Source organism: Gemmatimonadaceae bacterium, from assembly GCA_036003045.1.
Classification (GTDB): Bacteria; Gemmatimonadota; Gemmatimonadetes; order Gemmatimonadales; family Gemmatimonadaceae; genus JAQBQB01.
Window position 1 is genome coordinate 41,937 of the sequence record DASYSS010000020.1, and the last position, 18,930, is coordinate 60,866.

At 67.0% G+C, this 18,930-nt stretch carries 16 protein-coding genes; 6 read left to right on the forward strand and 10 right to left on the reverse strand.

Annotation, left to right across the window (positions count from 1 at the left end):
* The first annotated feature begins 248 nt into the window (after positions 1-248).
* Genes pstC through phoU form a run of 5 tightly spaced genes read left to right on the forward strand, consistent with a single transcriptional unit; the run spans position 249 to position 4,407 of the window.
* On the forward strand, positions 249-1,178 hold the full coding sequence (gene pstC / locus VGQ44_03850; protein HEV8445921.1) for a phosphate ABC transporter permease subunit PstC: 930 nt from the start codon (positions 249-251) through the stop codon (positions 1,176-1,178).
* On the forward strand, positions 1,175-2,095 hold the full coding sequence (gene pstA / locus VGQ44_03855; GenBank protein ID HEV8445922.1) for a phosphate ABC transporter permease PstA: 921 nt from the start codon (positions 1,175-1,177) through the stop codon (positions 2,093-2,095). Before pstC ends, pstA begins: the two co-directional genes overlap by 4 nt.
* A 31-nt stretch (positions 2,096-2,126) precedes the next feature.
* On the forward strand, positions 2,127-2,882 hold the full coding sequence (locus tag VGQ44_03860; protein HEV8445923.1) for a phosphate ABC transporter ATP-binding protein: 756 nt from the start codon (positions 2,127-2,129) through the stop codon (positions 2,880-2,882).
* A complete protein-coding gene (gene pstB, locus VGQ44_03865) occupies positions 2,879-3,682 on the forward strand; it encodes a phosphate ABC transporter ATP-binding protein PstB (protein HEV8445924.1) in 804 nt (267 codons plus the stop codon). Before VGQ44_03860 ends, pstB begins: the two co-directional genes overlap by 4 nt.
* Complete coding sequence (gene phoU, locus VGQ44_03870) at positions 3,679-4,407, forward strand: phosphate signaling complex protein PhoU (protein ID HEV8445925.1); 729 nt, start codon at positions 3,679-3,681, stop codon at positions 4,405-4,407. Before pstB ends, phoU begins: the two co-directional genes overlap by 4 nt.
* A 3-nt stretch (positions 4,408-4,410) precedes the next feature.
* Here phoU and VGQ44_03875 read toward each other — a convergent pair whose 3' ends face one another.
* The 8 genes from VGQ44_03875 to VGQ44_03910 form a co-directional block, all read right to left on the reverse strand.
* Complete coding sequence (locus VGQ44_03875; protein ID HEV8445926.1) at positions 4,411-5,307, reverse strand: hypothetical protein; 897 nt, start codon at positions 5,305-5,307, stop codon at positions 4,411-4,413.
* Between the two features lie 26 nt (positions 5,308-5,333).
* Positions 5,334-5,867, reverse strand: a complete 534-nt coding sequence (locus tag VGQ44_03880) for a biotin/lipoyl-containing protein (GenBank protein HEV8445927.1) — start codon at positions 5,865-5,867, stop codon at positions 5,334-5,336.
* Positions 5,828-7,087 (reverse strand): TRAM domain-containing protein, encoded by a 1,260-nt coding sequence (locus VGQ44_03885; GenBank protein ID HEV8445928.1) that lies wholly within the window; start codon positions 7,085-7,087, stop codon positions 5,828-5,830. The genes VGQ44_03880 and VGQ44_03885 overlap by 40 nt, the downstream gene beginning before the upstream one ends.
* Positions 7,084-8,613, reverse strand: coding sequence for an acetyl-CoA carboxylase biotin carboxylase subunit (locus VGQ44_03890; protein HEV8445929.1), 1,530 nt, complete (start codon positions 8,611-8,613; stop codon positions 7,084-7,086). Before VGQ44_03890 ends, VGQ44_03885 begins: the two co-directional genes overlap by 4 nt.
* On the reverse strand, positions 8,610-10,160 hold the full coding sequence (locus VGQ44_03895; GenBank protein HEV8445930.1) for an acyl-CoA carboxylase subunit beta: 1,551 nt from the start codon (positions 10,158-10,160) through the stop codon (positions 8,610-8,612). Before VGQ44_03895 ends, VGQ44_03890 begins: the two co-directional genes overlap by 4 nt.
* 65 nt (positions 10,161-10,225) lie before the next feature.
* Positions 10,226-11,638, reverse strand: coding sequence for a carboxypeptidase regulatory-like domain-containing protein (locus VGQ44_03900; protein HEV8445931.1), 1,413 nt, complete (start codon positions 11,636-11,638; stop codon positions 10,226-10,228).
* A gap of 76 nt (positions 11,639-11,714) precedes the next feature.
* On the reverse strand, positions 11,715-13,181 hold the full coding sequence (locus VGQ44_03905; GenBank protein HEV8445932.1) for a hypothetical protein: 1,467 nt from the start codon (positions 13,179-13,181) through the stop codon (positions 11,715-11,717).
* A complete protein-coding gene (locus VGQ44_03910) occupies positions 13,174-14,226 on the reverse strand; it encodes a hypothetical protein (protein ID HEV8445933.1) in 1,053 nt (350 codons plus the stop codon). The genes VGQ44_03905 and VGQ44_03910 overlap by 8 nt, the downstream gene beginning before the upstream one ends.
* A gap of 137 nt (positions 14,227-14,363) precedes the next feature.
* Here VGQ44_03910 and VGQ44_03915 point away from each other — a divergent pair, with 137 nt between their 5' ends.
* A complete protein-coding gene (locus tag VGQ44_03915) occupies positions 14,364-15,773 on the forward strand; it encodes a serine hydrolase domain-containing protein (protein HEV8445934.1) in 1,410 nt (469 codons plus the stop codon).
* Positions 15,774-15,780: 7 nt separating this feature from the next.
* Here VGQ44_03915 and VGQ44_03920 read toward each other — a convergent pair whose 3' ends face one another.
* Both VGQ44_03920 and VGQ44_03925 read right to left on the reverse strand, forming a co-directional pair.
* Positions 15,781-18,483 (reverse strand): ABC transporter permease, encoded by a 2,703-nt coding sequence (locus tag VGQ44_03920; protein ID HEV8445935.1) that lies wholly within the window; start codon positions 18,481-18,483, stop codon positions 15,781-15,783.
* A 1-nt stretch (position 18,484) separates the two neighbouring features.
* Complete coding sequence (locus VGQ44_03925; protein ID HEV8445936.1) at positions 18,485-18,820, reverse strand: PadR family transcriptional regulator; 336 nt, start codon at positions 18,818-18,820, stop codon at positions 18,485-18,487.
* Between the last annotated feature and the right edge of the window lie 110 nt (positions 18,821-18,930).

The window sequence follows — 18,930 nt, forward strand, 5'->3', positions numbered from 1 at the left end:
TGGAGAGGGGTGGCAGACGAAGAAGGAACTCAGAGTCCGTAAAGAGCGGCCCCGCTTGGCGTAACACTTCCGTCACCCGACCATGGCCGTCCCGTCGCTGGATTTTCCGCGGTCCGTTACGCGGCCGTTACAGAACGTCCGCCCGACGGTTTCAGTCGCGCGTGAGGTTCATCCCGGTGACCACCATCGCATCTCGACCGAGCGACCCCGCCGTGGGGGAAGGGCCGTCGTCAGCCGACAGCCGTGCCATGGACAGCACCCCCGTGGGCGACCGCCTCTACCAGGGCGTGACGACGGCGTTCGCCCTCATCATCCCGGCGCTGCTCCTGTTCATCGCCTGGGAAGTGCTGCGCGGCGCGTGGCCGGCGCTGCGGCATTTTGGCTTCAGCTTCTATACGACGAGCGAATGGGACGACGTCAATGGGAGGTTCGGCGCCGCCCCGGCCGTGTTCGGCACCGTCGTCTCTTCGATTCTCGCCCTCATCATCGCGACTCCGCTCGCCGTCGGGGTCGCGATTTTTCTCTCGGAGTTCGCCCCGCGATGGCTGAGGCAGCCGATCGCGTTTCTCGTTGACCTGCTCGCCGCGATCCCGAGCGTCGTCTACGGATTGTGGGGCATCATCGTCCTCGTGCCATTTCTGCGCGAGTCGGTGATGTCGTTCATCCGCGACACGCTGCACCTCGGTGGATTGCCGCTCTTCTCCGGACCAGCGTACGGACCGAGCATGCTCGCCGCGGGCTGCATCCTCGCGATCATGATCCTGCCGTACATCTCCGCCGTGACGCGCGAAGTGCTGATGGCGGTGCCGCGGTCTCAGCGCGAAGCCGCGCTCGCGCTCGGCGCCACGCGGTGGGAAATGATTTGGGACGCCGTCCTTCCCTACGCGCGATCGGGCATCATCGGCGGCGTGATTCTCGGCCTCGGCCGCGCCCTCGGTGAGACGATGGCCGTGACCATGGTCATCGGCAATCGCCACGAGATCTCGGCCTCGCTCTTCGCACCCGGCTACACGATGGCATCGGTGATCGCGAACGAGTTCAGCGAGGCGACGAACGAGATCCACGTTTCGGCCCTGATGGCGGTGGGATTCGGGCTGCTCGTCGTCACGATCATCGTGAACGCGATCGCGCGGTGGCTCGTGTGGCGCACCGCGCGCGGACCGGCGGGCGCACCATGACGGCGGCGACCGCTCGTCCTCGCGCGGAGGCGGTGAGCTCGCACCGCGAATTGCTCGCCAAACGCGCGCGCCAGACGAGGGGACGACGGCGCGTGGTCAACTACGTCATGGTGAGCGCCAGCTATTTGTCGGCGGCCGTCGTAGCGCTGCCGCTCATTCTGATTCTCGTCTACCTCATCAAGCAGGGCGCGTCGTCGGTCGGGTGGTCGTTCTTCACCCAGCCTCCCGTGCCCGCGGGTGAACCTGGCGGCGGCATGGCGAACGCGATGGTCGGCACGCTGATCCTTGTCGCCATCGCCAGTCTGGTCGGACTGCCGATCGGAATCGGCGCAGGGTTGTTCCTCGCGGAGCAGCGCGGGACGCGAACCGCCAACGCCGTACGCTTTCTCTCCGACGTGCTCAACGGATTGCCGTCGATCGTGATCGGCATCTTCGCGTGGCAGGTACTCGTGCGGCCGCTGCACCACTACTCGGCGCTCGCCGGCGGATTGGCGCTCGGCGCGATGATGATCCCGCTCGTGACGCGCGCGACGGAAGAGATGATTCGCGTCGTGCCGACGTCGCTACGCGAAGCGGCGCTGGCGCTCGGCTACACCAAATGGCGGACGTCGCTGAGCGTCGTCCTGCGGACCGCATTGCCGGGGATCGTGACGGGGGCGCTCGTCGCCGTCGCGCGCGTCGCCGGCGAAACGGCGCCGCTCATCTTCACCGCGTTCGGCAACCAGTTCTGGTCGTTCTCGCCGTTCAAGCCGATCGCCGCCTTACCGATGTCCATCTATTCCTATGCGATTTCTCCCTACGACGACTGGCACAGACAAGCCTGGGCCGGAGCGCTCGTCCTCCTCGCGCTCGTCTTCATCATCAGTCTCGCGGCGCGGTTCGCCACGCGTGCCCGCTACGGCCTCGGCGGCGATTGAGGCGCCGCGGGCAGAGGCCCCGCCGCCCTGCGTGTCGATCGAGTCGCTGGACGCCTACTTCGGCGCCGTGCGCGTCGTGCGCGACGTCTCCTTCGTCGTGCAGCCGAAGCAGGTCGTGGCCATCATCGGCCCGTCGGGATGCGGCAAGTCGACGCTGCTCCGCTGCATCAACCGGATGCACGAGACGGTTCCGACCGCCCGCGTCGAGGGCGAGATCCGTTTCGAGGGCCGCGACATCTATGGTCGCGGAGTGTCTCCCGCAGCCGTCCGCAGGCACATCGGCATGGTGTTCCAGCGGCCGACGCCCTTCCCGACCATGTCGATCCGAGACAACGTCGCGGCCGGACTCGCCGTGCTGCCGCGCGGCGAGCGTCCGTCGCGGCGTGAGACCGACGACATCGTCGAGCGCGCGCTGCGCCGTGCCGCGCTCTGGGAAGAAGCGAAAGACCGGCTGTCGGCGAGCGCCGTCGCGCTCTCGGGCGGTCAGCAGCAGCGTCTTTGCATCGCGCGCGCGCTCGCGACGTCGCCGACGGTGATCCTGCTCGACGAGCCGACCGCGTCGCTCGACCCGATCAGCACCCAACGCGTCGAGGAGCTCGTCTACGAGCTCCGCGCCGAGGTGACGATCATCATCGTGACGCACAACATGCAGCAGGCGGCGCGCATCTCGGACAAGACGGCGTTCATGCTGAACGGAGAGCTGATCGAATTCACGGCGACGAACACGATGTTCACCGCGCCGAGCGATCCGCGCTCCGAAGCGTACGTCACCGGACGGTTTGGGTGAGCGCGATCACGCTCGAGCCCTCGAGGAACGCCGTGTCGGCCGCCGCGGGACGCGGCTCCGTCGAAGCGGACAATTTTTCGTTCTGGTACGGCGAGAAGCAGGCGCTGCACGGCATCACGCTCTCCATGCAGCCGCGCACCGTGACGGCGCTCGTCGGGCCGTCGGGGTGCGGCAAGTCGACGTTCCTGCGCTCGATCAACCGCATGAATGCGCTGCTGCCCGGGGTGCGACACGAGGGAAGCATTCGCGTCGACGGCACCGACGTCTTCGCCGACAAGGATCCCGTCTCGCTGCGGCGCCGCGTCGGTATGGTGTTCCAGCGGTGGAACCCGTTTCCGAAGTCCATCTACGACAACGTGGCCTATGGGCCGCGCATCGGCGGCGTGAACAAGCGCGAAGATCTCGACGCGATCGTCGAGTCGGCGCTGCGTCGCGCGGCGCTCTGGGAAGAAGTCAAGACGCGCCTTCGCGACAGCGCACTCGCGCTGTCCGGCGGCCAACAGCAGCGGCTTTGCATCGCGCGCGCGCTGGCCAACGAGCCCGACGTGCTGCTCCTCGACGAACCGGCGAGCGCGTTGGACCCGATCGCCACGCAGAGCGTCGAAGAGTTGGTGTATGAATTGCGGCGCGATCTGACGATCGTCATCGTCACGCATAATTTGCAACAGGCGGCGCGCGTCTCCGACGTGACCGCGTTCTTCTACCTTGGACAGCTCATCGAATCGGGCCCGACCGACCGGATGTTCACGAGCCCCCAGAACGAGCGCACCGAGGCGTACATCACGGGGAGGTTCGGATGACCACGTCGGTAGAGCCAAGCACCACAGGCTTCCGCCATTTCCACGATCAATTGGCGCAGCTGAAGCAGCGCCTGCTCGACATGTCGGATCTCGCGACGTCGCTGCTCGACCTCTCGGTCGACGCGCTGCTGAGCCGCGACGCAAGCCTCGCCGACGCCGTGCTGACGACCGATCGCGACGTGGACGCGCTCGAGCTGGAGATCGAGGACCAGGCGATCGGGTTGCTGGCCCTCCAGCAGCCGATGGCGCGCGACCTTCGCTTCATCATCGCGTCGATCAAGGTCGCCAACGACCTCGAGCGCGTCGGCGACCACGCGGTGAACATCGCGCAAAGCGCGCTGCGGCTCGCGTCGAACAGCACGCTGATCACGCCGGATCCGGAGATCGCCGAGATGTCGCGCCGCGCGCGCCAGATGCTGCGCGACGCGCTCACCGCGTTCGTCCGCGCCGATGGTGCGCTCGGCCGCGACGTCTGCCGCGCCGACGACGAAGTGGACGCGATGCACAACTCCGTGTTCCGCATCCTCGTGACGCACATGATGGAGGACGCGCGCACGATCACGCCGTCGCTCGAGCTGCTACTCGTGAGCCGCAACCTCGAGCGCGTGGCCGATCTCGCGACGAACATCGGCGAGGACGCGGTGTTCCTCGCCGAGGGCAAAACGATCAAGCACAACGCGGAGCACCTTCCGCAAACGGCCCAGTCGACCCGCGCGACGGGCTGACGCTCAGGGCGCGGGAACGGCGACGATCGCGAGCCACTTGCCGTCCTGACTGACGGCGAGCCTCGAGAGGCGCGACAGCCCGAACGGGCCGAGGTCGACCACGTCCTGCCAGTCCGGTGTGCCGGGCTTCCACGAGACGAGCTTCGACCCGTTCGAGGAGATGACGAGGTCGCGCGCGGCCCACACGATGTCTTCCGAGCCGCGGGGCAGAGCCACGAGGTCGGTTTTCGTCTGGTAGGGCCATGACATCGTCGTCAGCTTCACGGCGCCCGTCGAGTCGTGCGCGGTGAACGAAAAGCCGCCGCCGCCGATCGTCGGCGCGAGCGAGCGGCCGATGTTGCGCGCGAGCGTGTCGGCGTGCCCGGAGCGTAGATCGTAGTGCACGAGGGCGTTCGGGTTGCCCAGCACGAACAGCGCGAGATTGTCCGGGTCGATCCACGCGTGGTAACCGACCGGCTTCACCGTCGGCACAAGTAGCTGCGGATCCGAGCCGTCCATCGCAAAGCTCCACAGCCGCTGCGCGGAATCGCGCTCGACGCGAATCACCGAGAACCGCTGTCCGCCCGGCATGATCGTGGCCGAGTACTCGCTCTCGGGCGTCGAGGTGACGCGCGTGATCGCCTTCGTGCCGAGGTCGTAGCGGTAGATGTCGGACTGCCCGTCCTCGTGAATCGAGGTGAAGAGGATGGCTTTGCTGTCCGGCGTGAACGCGGGCTGGTTGTCGTAGCCGGGACGGTTCGTGACGTTGACCGGCTTTCCGATCGTCGGACGGCCGTCGGTCGAGGAGATCGAGATTGGAGCGAGGAAAATGTCGGTGGCCGGGGGAGTCTGAGCGGTTTGAGCGCCCGCGGCGCGAACCGCGGCGGCGGCGAGCATCGAGCGAAGAATCGAACCGCGCATGTCCATCCTCCGTAGTGGCGTGACGTTCACTCCAGCTCGATGAGCACCGCGCCCTTCTCCACCGCCGTGCCCGGCGTGGCGAGAATCGCGCGCACGCGACCCGCGGCCGGCGCGCGAAGCTCGTTCTCCATCTTCATCGCCTCCATCACCACCAACCCTTGGCCGGCCCGCACTTCGTCGCCCGGATGCGCGTTGACTCGTACGATGAGTCCCGGCATCGGCGCGACCAACGGCGCCGGTCCAGACGGCCCCGCGTTTTTTCCCGAGAGCTCGCGAATCGCGCGGGCGCGTTCGTCGAGCGCCTCGACCTCGAACCGATAGCCGTCCAGCCACAACGTGTATGCACCGCGGGCGGCGGGTCGCACAACTACCCGGTGAACCTCGTCGCCGATCGTGACCATTCGAACGGGGGTCCCGCTGACCGATTCAACGGTTGCCGAGACGCGCTCGCCGTCGACCTGCACGCCATTCTCGTCGAGCGTGACCTCGTGGTCCTCGCCGTTCACCGTGACGTAGTACTTCACGCGGCCTCGGTCTCGGACGCCGGTACGAGCTCGCACACCGTTTCGACGTGCGCGGTCTGCGGGAACATGTCGAACGCCTGCAACGACGCCACGCGAAACCCGGGCAAACGCGCCACATCGCGCGCCAGCGTGGCGGGATCGCAGCTCACGTAAATCACGGCGCGCGGCGCCGGCGAGGCCGCGGCGATCGACGCCGTGACGCGCTCGTGCACCCCGACGCGCGGCGGGTTGAGGAGAATGACGTCCGCCGGAAGCGTCTGCTCGATGACGTCCTCGACGCGCGCCGTGAGCGATCGAGATCCCGCGAACGGAGCGAGCGACTCCGCACATTCGGCGGCGGCGTCGCGGTCGGCTTCCACGGCCGTAACGCGCGCGCCGTCGCTCGCCAACGGAACCGCGGTGGCCCCGGCGCCCGAGTACGCGTCGACCACGCTCGCCGGCCGGTAACGCCTGGCGCGCTCGAGCACGTACGCGTGTAGTTCGGCGCCGACCTCGGTGTTCACCTGGGCGAACGACGCGCTCGCATCTCGAGCCGGGCTCGTTCCGCGCGACGCCACGAGATTGCGCGCGCGGTGCGTCGGTTGCCACCACAGCGTCGTCGCCGACGGAACGGCCTCGAAGAACTCCGCTCGCCGGGGCCACGCGTTGCCGCCTCGCACGACGACGGACACGTCCTCTCCCGCCAATTGCACGGCGCCCCGAAGCTCGTCGGCGTCGGGCAACAAGCGCCCGGCCGCCGCGATGTCCTTCCACACCGCCAGCACGCGCTCGTCGGTGATCGGACAGTCGCGGAGCGCGAAGATCCGATCCGGGTCGTCGTACGGACGCAGCCCCATCGTCCAGGAGTCGGACTGGCCGGCGCGACGCATGGTGAGCGTCAGCTTTCTCCGATATCGCCAGCGGCGCGGGCTTGCCTCGATCGACGGCAGGTCGGCGGAGCGCTTACCGATGCGGGCCAGCGAATCGCGGATGATGCGGCGCTTGGCCTCCAACTGTGCATCGTAGCCGATGTGCTGAAGCTGGCAGCCGCCGCACTTGTCGGCGACGTAGTGCGGGCATTCCGGCGTCACACGGTCCGGAGACGGACGAACGATCGAATCGATCTCTCCGCGGGCGAAGCGGCGTTGCACCTCGACGCGCGCCCGTACTCGGTCGCCCGGAGCCGCGCGCGGCACGAACACCACGACACCATTCGAGCGCCCGACGCCGTCGCCGCCGGCCGCGATGGAGTCGATGTCCAGCTCGGCCAGCGTCATCGCAATCCCTCGAGGCGCCCCACCTGCACCCAATCGTCGCGACGGCCGCCTCCCCCTCCATCGACACGTGCGGTGCCGGCGGCCGGCGTTTGTCGAAGTGCGCGACGGTCGCGGTCGGCGATCAGCGCGCCGACGAGCGCGGCGGCCTTCGCCGTTGCGGGCGGAGCCGGCGCGCGCACGATCGAATCGAGTCGACGCTCGAGCCACTGGATCTCGATCGCCCCTGCCTTGAACTCGGCGTCTTCCATCACGCGCAGGTGAAAGTCGCGCGAGCTCTCGATGCCTTCGATCGTCAGCTCGAGCAGCGCGCGGTGCATGCGCGCCACCGCAGCCTCGCGCGTCGGCGCATGCACGATGAGCTTCGCGAGCATCGGATCGTAGAAGAGTCCGATCTCACTTCCCGTTTCGATCCCGCCGTCCCAGCGGACGCCCGGGCCGCCGGGCACGTGGAGGTAGCTGATCCGCCCGGTCGATGGGAGAAAACCATTGCTCGGATCTTCGCTGGTAATGCGGCACTCGATCGCCCAGCCGCGCGGGACGATCTCTTCTTGTCTATACGGAAGGCGCTCGCCGGCCGCGATTCGAATCTGCCACTGCACGAGGTCGATCCCCGTTACCAACTCGGTGACGGGGTGCTCGACCTGGAGCCGCGTGTTCATCTCGAGGAAGTAGAACCTGCCGTCGCGGTCGAGCAAGAACTCGCAGGTACCCGCGTTGAAGTACCCCGCGGCGCGCGCCGCGCGCACGGCTGTCTCTCCCATTGCGCGGCGGAGCTCCGGAGTCACGGCGACGCTCGGCGATTCCTCGATCATTTTCTGGTGGCGGCGCTGCACGGAGCATTCGCGCTCGTTGAGCGACAGCATCGTACCGTGCTGGTCGCCGAGGACCTGAATCTCCACGTGGCGCGGGCCGACGATGTACTTCTCGACGTAGACCGCGTCGTCGCCGAAGGCGTTCTTCGCTTCGCGCCGCGCCGAGTCGAGCGCGGTTTCCATGTCCGCGGCGGCGCGAACGAGGCGCATGCCTTTGCCGCCTCCGCCGGCCGCCGCCTTGAGCAGCACCGGATACCCGAACTCGTCGGCGATCTTGCGCGCGTCCGCGGCGTCGGCGAGCGGCGTCGTCGTGCCGGGAACGACGGGGACCTGGGCGCCGATCGCCAGCTGACGCGCGGCGGTCTTGCTCCCCATCGCGGCGATGGCTTCCGCCGGCGGCCCGATGAACGTGAGTCCGGCGTCGCGCACCGCGCGTGCGAACCACTCACGTTCGGAGAGGAATCCGTACCCGGGATGAATAGCCTGCGCGCCAGCGCGTTTCGCGGCCTCGATGATCTTCTCTCCGCGAAGGTAGCTCTCGCTCGACGGCGGCGGCCCGATGTTCACAGCCTCGTCCGCTTCCCGAACGTGCGGCGCGCGCGCGTCGGCGTCACTGTACACGGCGACGGAGCCGATTCCCATTTCCCGGCACGCGCGGACGATGCGCAGCGCGATCTCGCCGCGGTTGGCGACGAGGACCTTGGAAAAGCTCACAGCGGAATGTTGCCGTGTTTCTTCGGCGGGTTGCGGTCGCGCTTCGCCCGAAGCGTTTCGAGCGCGCCGATGAGCCGGGGACGCGTGTCGCGCGGATCGATGATGTCGTCCACATAACCGCGCCCGGCGGCGACGTACGGATTCGCGAACTTCTCCGTGTACTCGGCCACCTTCGCGTCGGTCGCCTTGGCCGGATCGGAGCTGTCGTTGATCTCTTTCCGGAAGAGAATCTCGACCGCGCCCTTGGGGCCCATCACGGCGATCTCCGCCGTCGGCCACGCGACGTTGTAGTCGCCGCGAATGTGCTTGGACGACATGACGTCGTATGCGCCGCCGTACGCCTTGCGCGTGATCACCGTGAGCTTGGGCACGGTCGCTTCACAATACGCATAGAGCAGCTTGGCGCCGTGCTTGATGATTCCGCCGTGCTCCTGCGCGGTGCCGGGCAGGAATCCGGGCACGTCCTCGAACGTCACGATGGGGATGTTGAACGCGTCGCAGAAGCGAATGAAACGCGCCGCCTTGAGCGACGCGCTGATGTCCAACACGCCGGCGAGCACGGCCGGCTGGTTGGCGACGATCCCGATGCTGATTCCACCGAGATGGGCGAACCCGCACACGATGTTCTGTGCGTACTCGCGCTGCACTTCGTAGAATCGGCCGTCGTCGACGACGCGGCTGATGACGTGGTGAATGTCGTACGGCTTGTTCGGATGGTCCGGCACGACGTCGAGCAACGCCTCGTCTCGCCGGTCGCGCGGATCGGTGCCTTTGCCGCGCGGCGGGTCGTCGAGGTTGTTCTGCGGAATGAACGCGAACAGCTCGCGGATCGCGGCGAGACACGCCGGCTCCGACTCGTGCACGAAATGCGCGACGCCCGACGTGCCCGCGTGCGTGTCGGCGCCGCCGAGGCGCTCCATCGTCACGTCTTCGTGCGTGACCGTTTTTACGACGTTCGGCCCGGTCACGAACATGTACGACGTGCCGCGCGTCATGTAGATGAAATCCGTGATCGCCGGCGAATAGACCGCGCCGCCGGCGCAGGGACCGAGCACCGCCGAGATTTGTGGAACGACGCCTGACGCGAGCGTGTTGCGCAGAAAGATCTCGGCATAACCGCCCAGCGAGACCACGCCTTCCTGAATGCGCGCGCCGCCGGAGTCGTTCAGCCCGATCACCGGCGCGCCGTTGCGCACGGCGAGATCCATGACCTTGCAGATCTTCTCGGCGAAGGCTTCGGAGAGCGACCCCCCGAAGACCGTGAAATCCTGCGAGAACACGTAGACCAGCCGTCCGTCGATCCGGCCGTATCCCGTGACGACACCGTCGCCGTAGTACTTCTCGTCCTCGAGCCCGAAGTCCGTGGACCGGTGGACGACGAAGCGGTCGAACTCCACGAAGCTCCCCTCATCCAGCAAAAGGTCGAGCCGCTCTCGCGCCGACAGCTTGCCCTTGGCGTGTTGGGCCTGGACGCGGCGCTCGCCGCCTCCCTGCTCCGACTCGGCTGCCCGGCGCTCGAGAAGGTCGAGCTTGTCTCGCATGGTCATAGGCGGAAAAAGCTACGACCGCCCGACGCGGCATTCTAGACTTGCGATGCGTGCGGGGCGCCGCCTTAGCGTGGCGCGCGAACTCGGCGAAGCACGACCGTGAGCGGCAGCGTGTCGGTCAACGTGAGCGACACGGGCATCGATGCCCGCTCGTAGCCGGCACGCTCGACCTGGATCGTCGCGCTCGACCGTGGGACGAACCCGAGGCTCACCGTACCGGTCGCCGTGGTGAGCGCCGATTTTCCGCTCGCGGAATCGCGAACCGCGGCGCCGGCTACCGGTGCCCCTGATTCCGCATCGAACACCCCGAGCACGCGACGGCGGCTGCTCGATCCGCCCAGGCGGACGACGCGTGGCGCGTGCCCGTCGGGGGTCGACGCGTCGCCCAATCCGGGGACGTCGTGGATGAATCGTATCTCACGGACACGCTGCGACTCTTCGTCGTCGAGCATGCGAGACCCGTCGGGGAGACTGTTGGCTCGTCCGGGCCGTCCGCCGCTGCGCGGCAACACGTTGCGCCCGACCGAGAACGTGATCACGGGCACGCCGCTCACCAACTCGTCGAACGTCGTCTCGACGACGACGGAGTCGTACGAGCTGGTGTACCGCGACTTTTTTGACAGCGAGATCGCGGATCGTCGAATGACGTAGGTCGCCGGGTCGAGGTACATCGTGCCATCGATGTCCGGATCGTCGATGTCCTGCGCGGCCTTGAAGTCGACGCGCCTGAACGTCTGGCCGTCCACCGTCGTCTCACCGACGTCGTGGAAGCAGTGGTGCTTCACGAATTCGGCGTCGGCGAAGACCGCGAGTGTCGGAATCATCACGGCGTACCGCACGCCAAGGACGGACACTCCGGAGGCGACGATGATGTCGCCCGGCTTGTAGTGCCATTTCTGATCGCTCGGCACCTGAATCGAATCGGTCTTCGTGATGACCGAAATGGTGTCGGCCCGCGCAACCGAATCTGATTTCTGTCGCGGTTTCGGTTCCTCGACCAGGTGACTGAACCGTCGTTCGACGACGGACGTGAATGGGTAGCGGGCGCTGACCAGCCGGAACTGTTCGGCATTCAGTTGTAGCTGTTGGAACACCTGCGCGAGCGCGTCGCTCGCCGTCGGCGCGCCCGGCGAGCGGCACGCCTCGTCCGTGACCCGCACGGCGGCCAGCGTCACCGGAATTCGCGAAAGCTCGATTCTCACGCGCGTCGTGTCGTTGGCACGAACGACGAGCTGCGTATCGACCGGCGTGAATCCGACGTGGCGGACCCGCAGGCGAATCATTCCGGCCGGCAGGTCGATCTGAAACGCGCCGCTGTCGCTGGTGAGCCGATCCGTCGACAGGCCGGCGACGGAAACGCCGGAAAATGGAAGCGCGACGGCCGCCACCTTGTCGACGACGCTGCCGACGACGTGGCCGGTCTGGGCGACCACCAAACAAGGAATCAGCGACAGCGCCGCTGCACGGACGAGAATCATCGGTCTCGAATGAGTGGCCGATACATGGGCTTGGCGACTGTTCGACGCAAGCGCTCGCGTCACACGAGAGCGTGCTCTACAGGATGTACTGGCGCTTCAATCGTATGTCCTGCGATGGAATCGGGCTTTGCCCGTGCCGAAACACTTTGACGCCGGGACGGCGCTCGGTCGGGACCATCTTGATCGACTCGCGGAAATCCTGATTCACGGCCGAAAGCTCGGCCAGCACCGCCTCGCGAAGTCGCTCGGTCTCGGGCAGGATCGCGTCCGCCTCCAGCTCGAACCAGACGTCGACGCGTTTGTTCGCGTCGTCGTCCTCGTACGGGTGCAACGCGAAATTGGTCACGCGGTCGCCGAGGCTGTCGACGCGCAGTATCACGTGCTGGATGTCCTCGGGCGTGATCTTGCAACCGTAGAACCCAACGGCGTTGTCCTGCCGCCCCCAATGAAAGAGCAGCGGCAAGTCGACCAACGGCGCGGGCAGATCGACACCATGACGCGCCGCCGCGGCCGCGACTTCGCGCATCGGCAGGACGACGCCCCGGTCGCGGATGTTGTAGCGAATCCGCGGCGACACGTTCTCCAGCCGGTTGACGGTGATGAGAAGATTCCGGTCCGCGTCGCTCTCGATGTAGTAGTTGAGCGGATCGTACTGAAACACCATGGGCAACGTTTCCCGCCCGTACAGGTCGTCGCCGAGCGATGCGTTCGACGCGAGCGCGTCGCGCACCGCGATCGTGAAATCCGTCTCGACGGCGATGTTGATCTCGAGGTCCGACGCGCCGAAGCTCGAGATCGTCTTTCGAAACCGCCGGTTGAGCGCGGCGCGGAGCGGCTGTGACATCCCTTCGCCCCCAACGACGGCGCACACGTCGTACTCGGCCCAATCGATGTCCGCCGTGTCGACGAGTCCCTTCAGGAACGGCGGGTACCCCGTGATCACGTACTTGTATTTCGGGCCGAGCAGCTTGAGCGTGCCGATCACCTTCGCCGCATCCGGGCCGATCGACTTGAGCACGCAGAGGTCGACGAGTGACATGGAGACGTTCATGCCCGTCGCCCAGGGGCCGAGCGCAAACGCGTTGAGCAGCACGAACGGCTCGTCGCCGAACGCCGACCGCGTCGCGAACTGAAGGAGACGTCTCGCGGCCGCGCGTTCGCTCGGGCCGCGGATCCAGTTGCTCGCCTGTCCGCTCGATCCCGACGACTCGTCGATGACCGCGCCGTGGAGCGGCAGCCGTCCGCCCTGGCAGAGCTTCTCCAACGACCACCGCTTGATGTAGCCGACCTTGTCCATCGGCGGCACGTCCTCGAAGCGCCTGGCGTCGAATGCCCCGTGCTCGCGCAGGAATTCCTCGTACGCGGGCACGGTCCGGCGCGCGTTGAAGAACGCCGCCGCCGCGCGCGTGCGCGCGACCCAGTGCCGCGTCTTGGTCGAGAACACCGGTGCGAAGAGCGTCCGGTACGCGCCCCACGACGACAACGCGACGTCGCCCAAGCGGCTGAGCGCCCGCCCGGCGAGCGGATCGAAGGTCCTATTCATGCTCGACGATGCTCCGCAGCCGCGGCGCGCGCGGCGGGACGTCGCTGTATCCGAAGCGAAAGACCAGCCAGCAGTCGTCGACGTCGAATTGCCGTGCGATGGCGTCGGCGTACTTCGCGTTCGTGAGCATCGATCCCATGGGCTGCATGTAGATGTCGTGCGCCGCCATCTCGAGCCAGAACGCCATCAGCATGCGTCCGGCGTGGACGAGATCCGGCCACTCGACGAACGGGCCGCAGAGCAGCCCAACGTGGCGCGTGCCGCGCTGCGTGCGAAGGTAGCGTCGCCTCGCGAATTGGCGAAACCCGGGAAGCCGGTACAACCACGGCGTGGCGAAGGCGGAGCGAAGCTCCCATGCCGGCTGATTCATCGGCCGTTCCCAGAGCCCATCGCCGTCGGGCGGCGTGTCGCCGTATCGGTACCACCCGCGGATCTCTTCGCGCTCGTCGCCGAGCTGCAAGTTGTCGATCACCGCGTCGGTGTTGAGACGCAGGACGCGCCGGACGAGCGCCGCGTCGTCGAACGAGAGAAAACGGTGGCCGTACACGCCCGCCACGTGCGCCATCGCGCTCGTGCTCGCTCCCAGCACGGGCCGGTCGTGATAGGGCAACCGAGACGTTCGCCGGGTCTCGAGTAGGGCGCGGAGACCGTCCCGCGGCTCGATGCGCATGGTCCAGCGTGTCTCGGCGGGATCCACGGGACCGGGCTCGCTGAGCGTTGCTCGTCCGAGAAGCACGCGCCGGGACGCGGTGTGGAGGTTCGCGATGTCGACGAGCGGCGCGACGTCGATCGCGATGTCCCGCCCGACGTATCGGGCGGCGTGCTCCAACGCCGTCGCGAAAATCCCGAACGCGGCGGCCATGTAGAGGTTGCCATGGTCCTCGCGCGGCAGCAGGCGCTCTCGGACCACGACGAGATCCGCGTTTCGCGGACCGCGCGGCACGATGCGAAACGGCTGCGTGTTGTGCGGCGTGGGTGCAAGCCGCGCGACGTCCCCGATGCGATCCCAGACCCGGTCGTACAACTGACCTCCTCGAGCGGTCACTCAAAACCCCTCGGCGAAGAAGCCGAGGGCGCTTTGAAGTCAAACGCAAGACACCGCTCTGGTCTACCGTCGACGATCGCGGCATCGACGTGAGATGACGTTGGCGCGGAGCGTCGGACGTCGGCACATTCCCCGTCATGACCGATCTAATCAGACGCGCGCTCGCGCTGGCGGCCGCGCTCGCCGTTCCGACGGCCCGCACGGCGCCGCAATCCGCGGCAGCCCTTCCGAGCGCGATGCGCGCGCGCATCGACTCCATTGCCACGCAGGAGATGGCCGCGCGCGGCGCGCCGAGCGTCTCGCTCGCCGTCGTGAAGGACGGCGCCATCGCCTACACCAACGCCTATGGTTTGGCCCGACTCGCGCCACCGATGCGCGCGGTGCCATCGATGCGCTACAGCATCGGTTCGGTGAGCAAGCAGTTCACCGCGACCGCGATCCTGATGCTCGCCGAGCAAGGCAAGCTGTCGCTCGACGACAAGGTGTCGCGCTTCGTCCCCGGGCTCACGCGGGCCGACGAAGTGACGATCCGCCAGATCCTGTCGATGACGTCCGGCTACCAGGACTACTGGCCGCAGGACTACGTGATGCCGCCGATGCTGAAGCCGATCACCGCGCAGGCGATCATCGACCAATGGGCGAAGAAGCCGCTCGACTTCGAGCCCGGCACGAAATGGCAGTACAGCAACACGAACTTCGTCATCGCGGGCCTCATCGTCGAGAAAGCGAGCGGAATTCCGCTCGTCGATTTTCTCAAGCAACGAATTTTCACGCCGCTCGACATGAAATCCGTCATGATCATCGACCAGGGTCCGCTCGGTCCCGGCGATCCCGAGCGATACGAGCGGTTCGGGCTCGGGCCGCCGCGCATCGCGCCGAAGGAGGGGGCGGGATGGCTCTACGCGGCCGGCGAGCTCGCGATGAAGTCGAGCGATCTCGCGACGTGGGACATTTCCGTCATCAAGCAATCGCTCATGACTCCGCCGTCGTACCACACCCAGCAGACGACGATCCTGCTCGCCGACGGGCGCTCCACCGGCTATGGACTCGGCGTCGACGTGGGATCGTTCCAAGGACATCGATTGATCTCGCACGGCGGCGAGGTCTCCGGCTTCTCCACGCGGAACATGATCTTCCCGGACGACCGCGTGGCGATCGTCGTGTTCGCGAACCTCTTCGCGACCGACGTGCAGGCCGTGATCGCGAATCGAATCGCCGATCTGCTGTTCTCGGCGACCGATCAGGCGACGGAGAAGTCCGTTGCGCAGGCAAAGGCGATCTTCCTCGGCTTGCAGAAGGGGCACCTCGATCGATCGCTCTTCACGTCAAACGCCAACGCCTGGTTCAGCGACGTGGCGATTCGGGATTTCCAATCGAGCCTGGCGCCCTGCGGCACGGTCACCGACGTGCGGCAGACAGCGACGTCGCTGCGCGGCGGAATGACCTATCGCGACTACGCCGTGCGCTGCGGCCCGAAGACCTACTCCGTGTCGACGTTCGTCATGCCCGACGGGAAGTTGGAGCAGTACATCGTGACGCCCGAGTAGCGCGAGTTCATTCGGCCCGAAGGGCGACGGCCGGATCCACCCGCGCCGCGCGTGCGGCCGGCATCCAACAGGCCGCGAGGCCGATGCCGGCCAGCGCGACGGCGACCGTCGCCAACGTAAATGGATCATTGGGTGCGACGCCGAAGAGCAACCCTCGGAGCATGCGAGCCGCGGCGAGCGCTCCCACGAAACCGAACGCGACGCCCGCCGCGAGGAGAACGCCGCCCTCGCGCAGTACCATGCGACGCACGCGTCCGGCGTCGGCGCCGACGCTCATGCGAATGCCGATCTCGTGAATTCGGGACGACACGGAAAATGCGAGCACCGCGCCAATGCCGACCATGGCGATCACGAGAGCCAACCCGGCGAAGGACATCAAGAAGATCGCATTCAGCCTGCGCGGCGCGACCGATTTGTCACGGATCGCCTCGAGCGTGCGAACCCGCTCGATCAACTGTTGCGGCGACACCTCGCGAATGGCACGCATCACCGCGGGCACGAGCGCCGCGGGGTCGGCCTGCGAGCGAATCACCAGAACTCCCGAGAACACCATCCCTTGATTCAGCGGCAGGAACACGGTTGGCGTCGGCGGAGCATCGACACCGTCGTCGTGCGTGTCGGCCGCGATGCCGACGATGGTCGACGCTTCGCTGCCCGACGCCAAGTTCGCCTTCATCCAACCCGTCCACGCGATGCGCCGGCCGACCGGATTGGTGTTGCCGAACAGTCGCTTTGCGAATGATTGCGTCACGATAACGACCGGTGCGCCGCCCGCGAGGTCGGTTGCCGTGAACGCGCGCCCGGATACGATGCGCATGCCCGCGGCCTCGAAGTAACGCGCGTCCACACTCTTGCTGATGGCGCGCGGGATCGCTTCGCCTTGCGCGAGCGGACGGTCGTCGGGCAGGATCTCCTGCGCCATCCTGTCGCTCGAGAGCGGCACGCCGTCTCCCATCGCGACCAGGGAGACTCCCGGGAGCGCGGCGACGCGATCGCGATCTCGCGCGAGGAGCGTCTGGTTCTCCAGTTGCTGCTGCTGCGGTGTTCCGCTCGACGAATGAAACGGGAGCTCGAGCGTCAGCACGTGGTCGACGCGCACTCCGGCATCGACGGCGTCGAGCTTCACGAGCGTTCGCACGAGCAACCCGGCCCCCGTCAGCAAGATCATACAGGCGCCGACCTGCGCGACGACGAGCAGCCGTTGGAAGCGCTGCCGGCCCCGTCCGAGCGTTGCGCGCGAGCCGACGCTCGTGGGAGCAGCCTCAGCTCCCCCAGGGAGCCGTGACACGTAGGCAATGCCGATCGCGGCGATCACGCTGGTGGCCAAGCACACGCCGAGGACGACACCGTCGACGTGAATCTCGTCCGCGCGCGGCGTCAGCTGCGCGACGAACGAGACGAGCATCTTCATCCCGGCCATCGCCATGCCAATGCCCAACGCGCCGCCGGCGACGGTCAGCGCGAGATTCTCGGCGAGCAAGAGCCGCCGGAGCCGCCAGCGCCCTGCTCCGAGCGCGGCACGCACGACCAGGTCGCGCTCGCGACCGACCGCGCGCATGAGCGTGAGATTGGTGACGTTGGCACAGGCGATCAGCAGCACGAATGCGGCGGCCGCCATGAGCAGCCACACCGTGAGCTTCGCGCGTGCGTTGATCGCGTCGCGAAGAGGCGTCACAGCCACGGTGTATCGCGCGGCCTTCTCGTACTGGTCCGGGTGGTCGCGGAACATGTTCGACGCGACCGTCGCGGTCTCGAGACGCGCTTGCTCCACGGTGGCGCCAGGGGCGAGGCGCGCGAACACCTCGGTCATGCGGTGCGTTCGGCTCGTCACCATCGCGGCGCCCAGGTGGTGCGGGCTCGTGACGAGGTTCCCGTACACGTCAGTCGGTTGCGGGAACGGCGTCACCGGCTCCACGACCCCGACGATCGTCGCAAGAATGGAGTTGATGTTGATGCGCTTCCCGATGACCGCCGGGTCGCCGCCGAACCGCTTCACCCAGAACTGGTTGGACAGCACCACGACCGGCGCGGCGTCCTTGTCGTCGTCGCGCGGCGCGAACACTCGGCCGGCGACGGCCTCGAGACCCATGACGTCGAAGTAGTTGCCGCTCACGACGCCCGTCGAGATGCGCTCCGGGAAGCCGTCGTCGCCGACCATCGTGAACGACATGGCCGAGTATTCGGCCACGCGCGCGAAGGCCTTCACGCCGGCGCGGAAGTCGGCGATCTCGGGTACGGAGAACGTCTCGTTTTGTTGGCCGACGCCCGACGCCGATTGGCGGAGATAGACGAGCTGCCGATCGTCGCGATTCGATAGCGACCGGAGCAACGTCCCGCGCAGCACGGTGAACATCGCCGTGTTGGCGCCGATGCCGAGGCCAAGCGTCACGATCACCGCGGCCGTGAATCCCGGAGCGCGGCGCAAGCCGCGCAGCGCGAACACGAGGTCGCGCGCGAACTCCTCGAACGCACGTGTGCCGCGTGCATCGCGCACGCGCTCCTTCTGATACGCGATTCCACCGAAACGCCGCAGCGCCGCCGCGCGGGCTTCGATGGAAGACATGCCTCGCCGGATGTTCTCCTGCGTCTCGCATTCGATGTGATCGCGCATCTCGTCGTCGAGGTCACGCTCGACGTCGTCGCGGCGAAGGAGCGACCGGAGTCGCAGCGGAATGATGCGCAGCCAGCGCTCGGGATTCATCTGACCCATGTCATACCTCGCGAAGGCGTATGAGCGCGGTGATCGCCCCTGACAGGCGGTCCCAGTTTCCGGATTCCACCTGCAGCTTCTTTCGTCCGGACCGGGTGAGCGAATAGAACTTGGCGCGGCGATTGTTCTCGCTCTGACGCCACTCGGATGTGATCCACCCTTCCTGCTCGAGCTTGTGCAGCGCGGGGTAGAGTGATCCGTCGCTCACCTGGAGCACGTCGGACGAGAGCTGCGTGAGCCGTTGTCCGATCGACCAGCCGTTCATCGGCTGGAGGTCGAGGATCTTGAGGACCAGCAGGTCGAGCGTTCCCTGCACCAGATCGTTTGGCTTGCTCACGTTGGACCTTCCCTCGGTTACCGAGATAATACGGCATGGTCCCCTCGGTAAGCAAGAGGACGAATGTCCGGCTCTCGTTAGCAAATCGTTTTCCGGCGAACGGCAAAAAG

Coding starts and splice junctions, on each gene's coding strand:
- VGQ44_03900 (HEV8445931.1), bottom strand. CDS start 11,638: ATGATTCTCGTCCGTGCAGCGGCGCTGTCGCTGATTCCTTGTTTGGTG.
- pstA (HEV8445922.1), top strand. CDS start 1,175: ATGACGGCGGCGACCGCTCGTCCTCGCGCGGAGGCGGTGAGCTCGCAC.
- pstC (HEV8445921.1), top strand. CDS start 249: ATGGACAGCACCCCCGTGGGCGACCGCCTCTACCAGGGCGTGACGACG.
- VGQ44_03920 (HEV8445935.1), bottom strand. CDS start 18,483: ATGGGTCAGATGAATCCCGAGCGCTGGCTGCGCATCATTCCGCTGCGA.
- VGQ44_03905 (HEV8445932.1), bottom strand. CDS start 13,181: ATGAATAGGACCTTCGATCCGCTCGCCGGGCGGGCGCTCAGCCGCTTG.
- VGQ44_03885 (HEV8445928.1), bottom strand. CDS start 7,087: ATGACGCTGGCCGAGCTGGACATCGACTCCATCGCGGCCGGCGGCGAC.
- phoU (HEV8445925.1), top strand. CDS start 3,679: ATGACCACGTCGGTAGAGCCAAGCACCACAGGCTTCCGCCATTTCCAC.
- VGQ44_03895 (HEV8445930.1), bottom strand. CDS start 10,160: ATGACCATGCGAGACAAGCTCGACCTTCTCGAGCGCCGGGCAGCCGAG.
- VGQ44_03915 (HEV8445934.1), top strand. CDS start 14,364: ATGACCGATCTAATCAGACGCGCGCTCGCGCTGGCGGCCGCGCTCGCC.
- VGQ44_03875 (HEV8445926.1), bottom strand. CDS start 5,307: ATGCGCGGTTCGATTCTTCGCTCGATGCTCGCCGCCGCCGCGGTTCGC.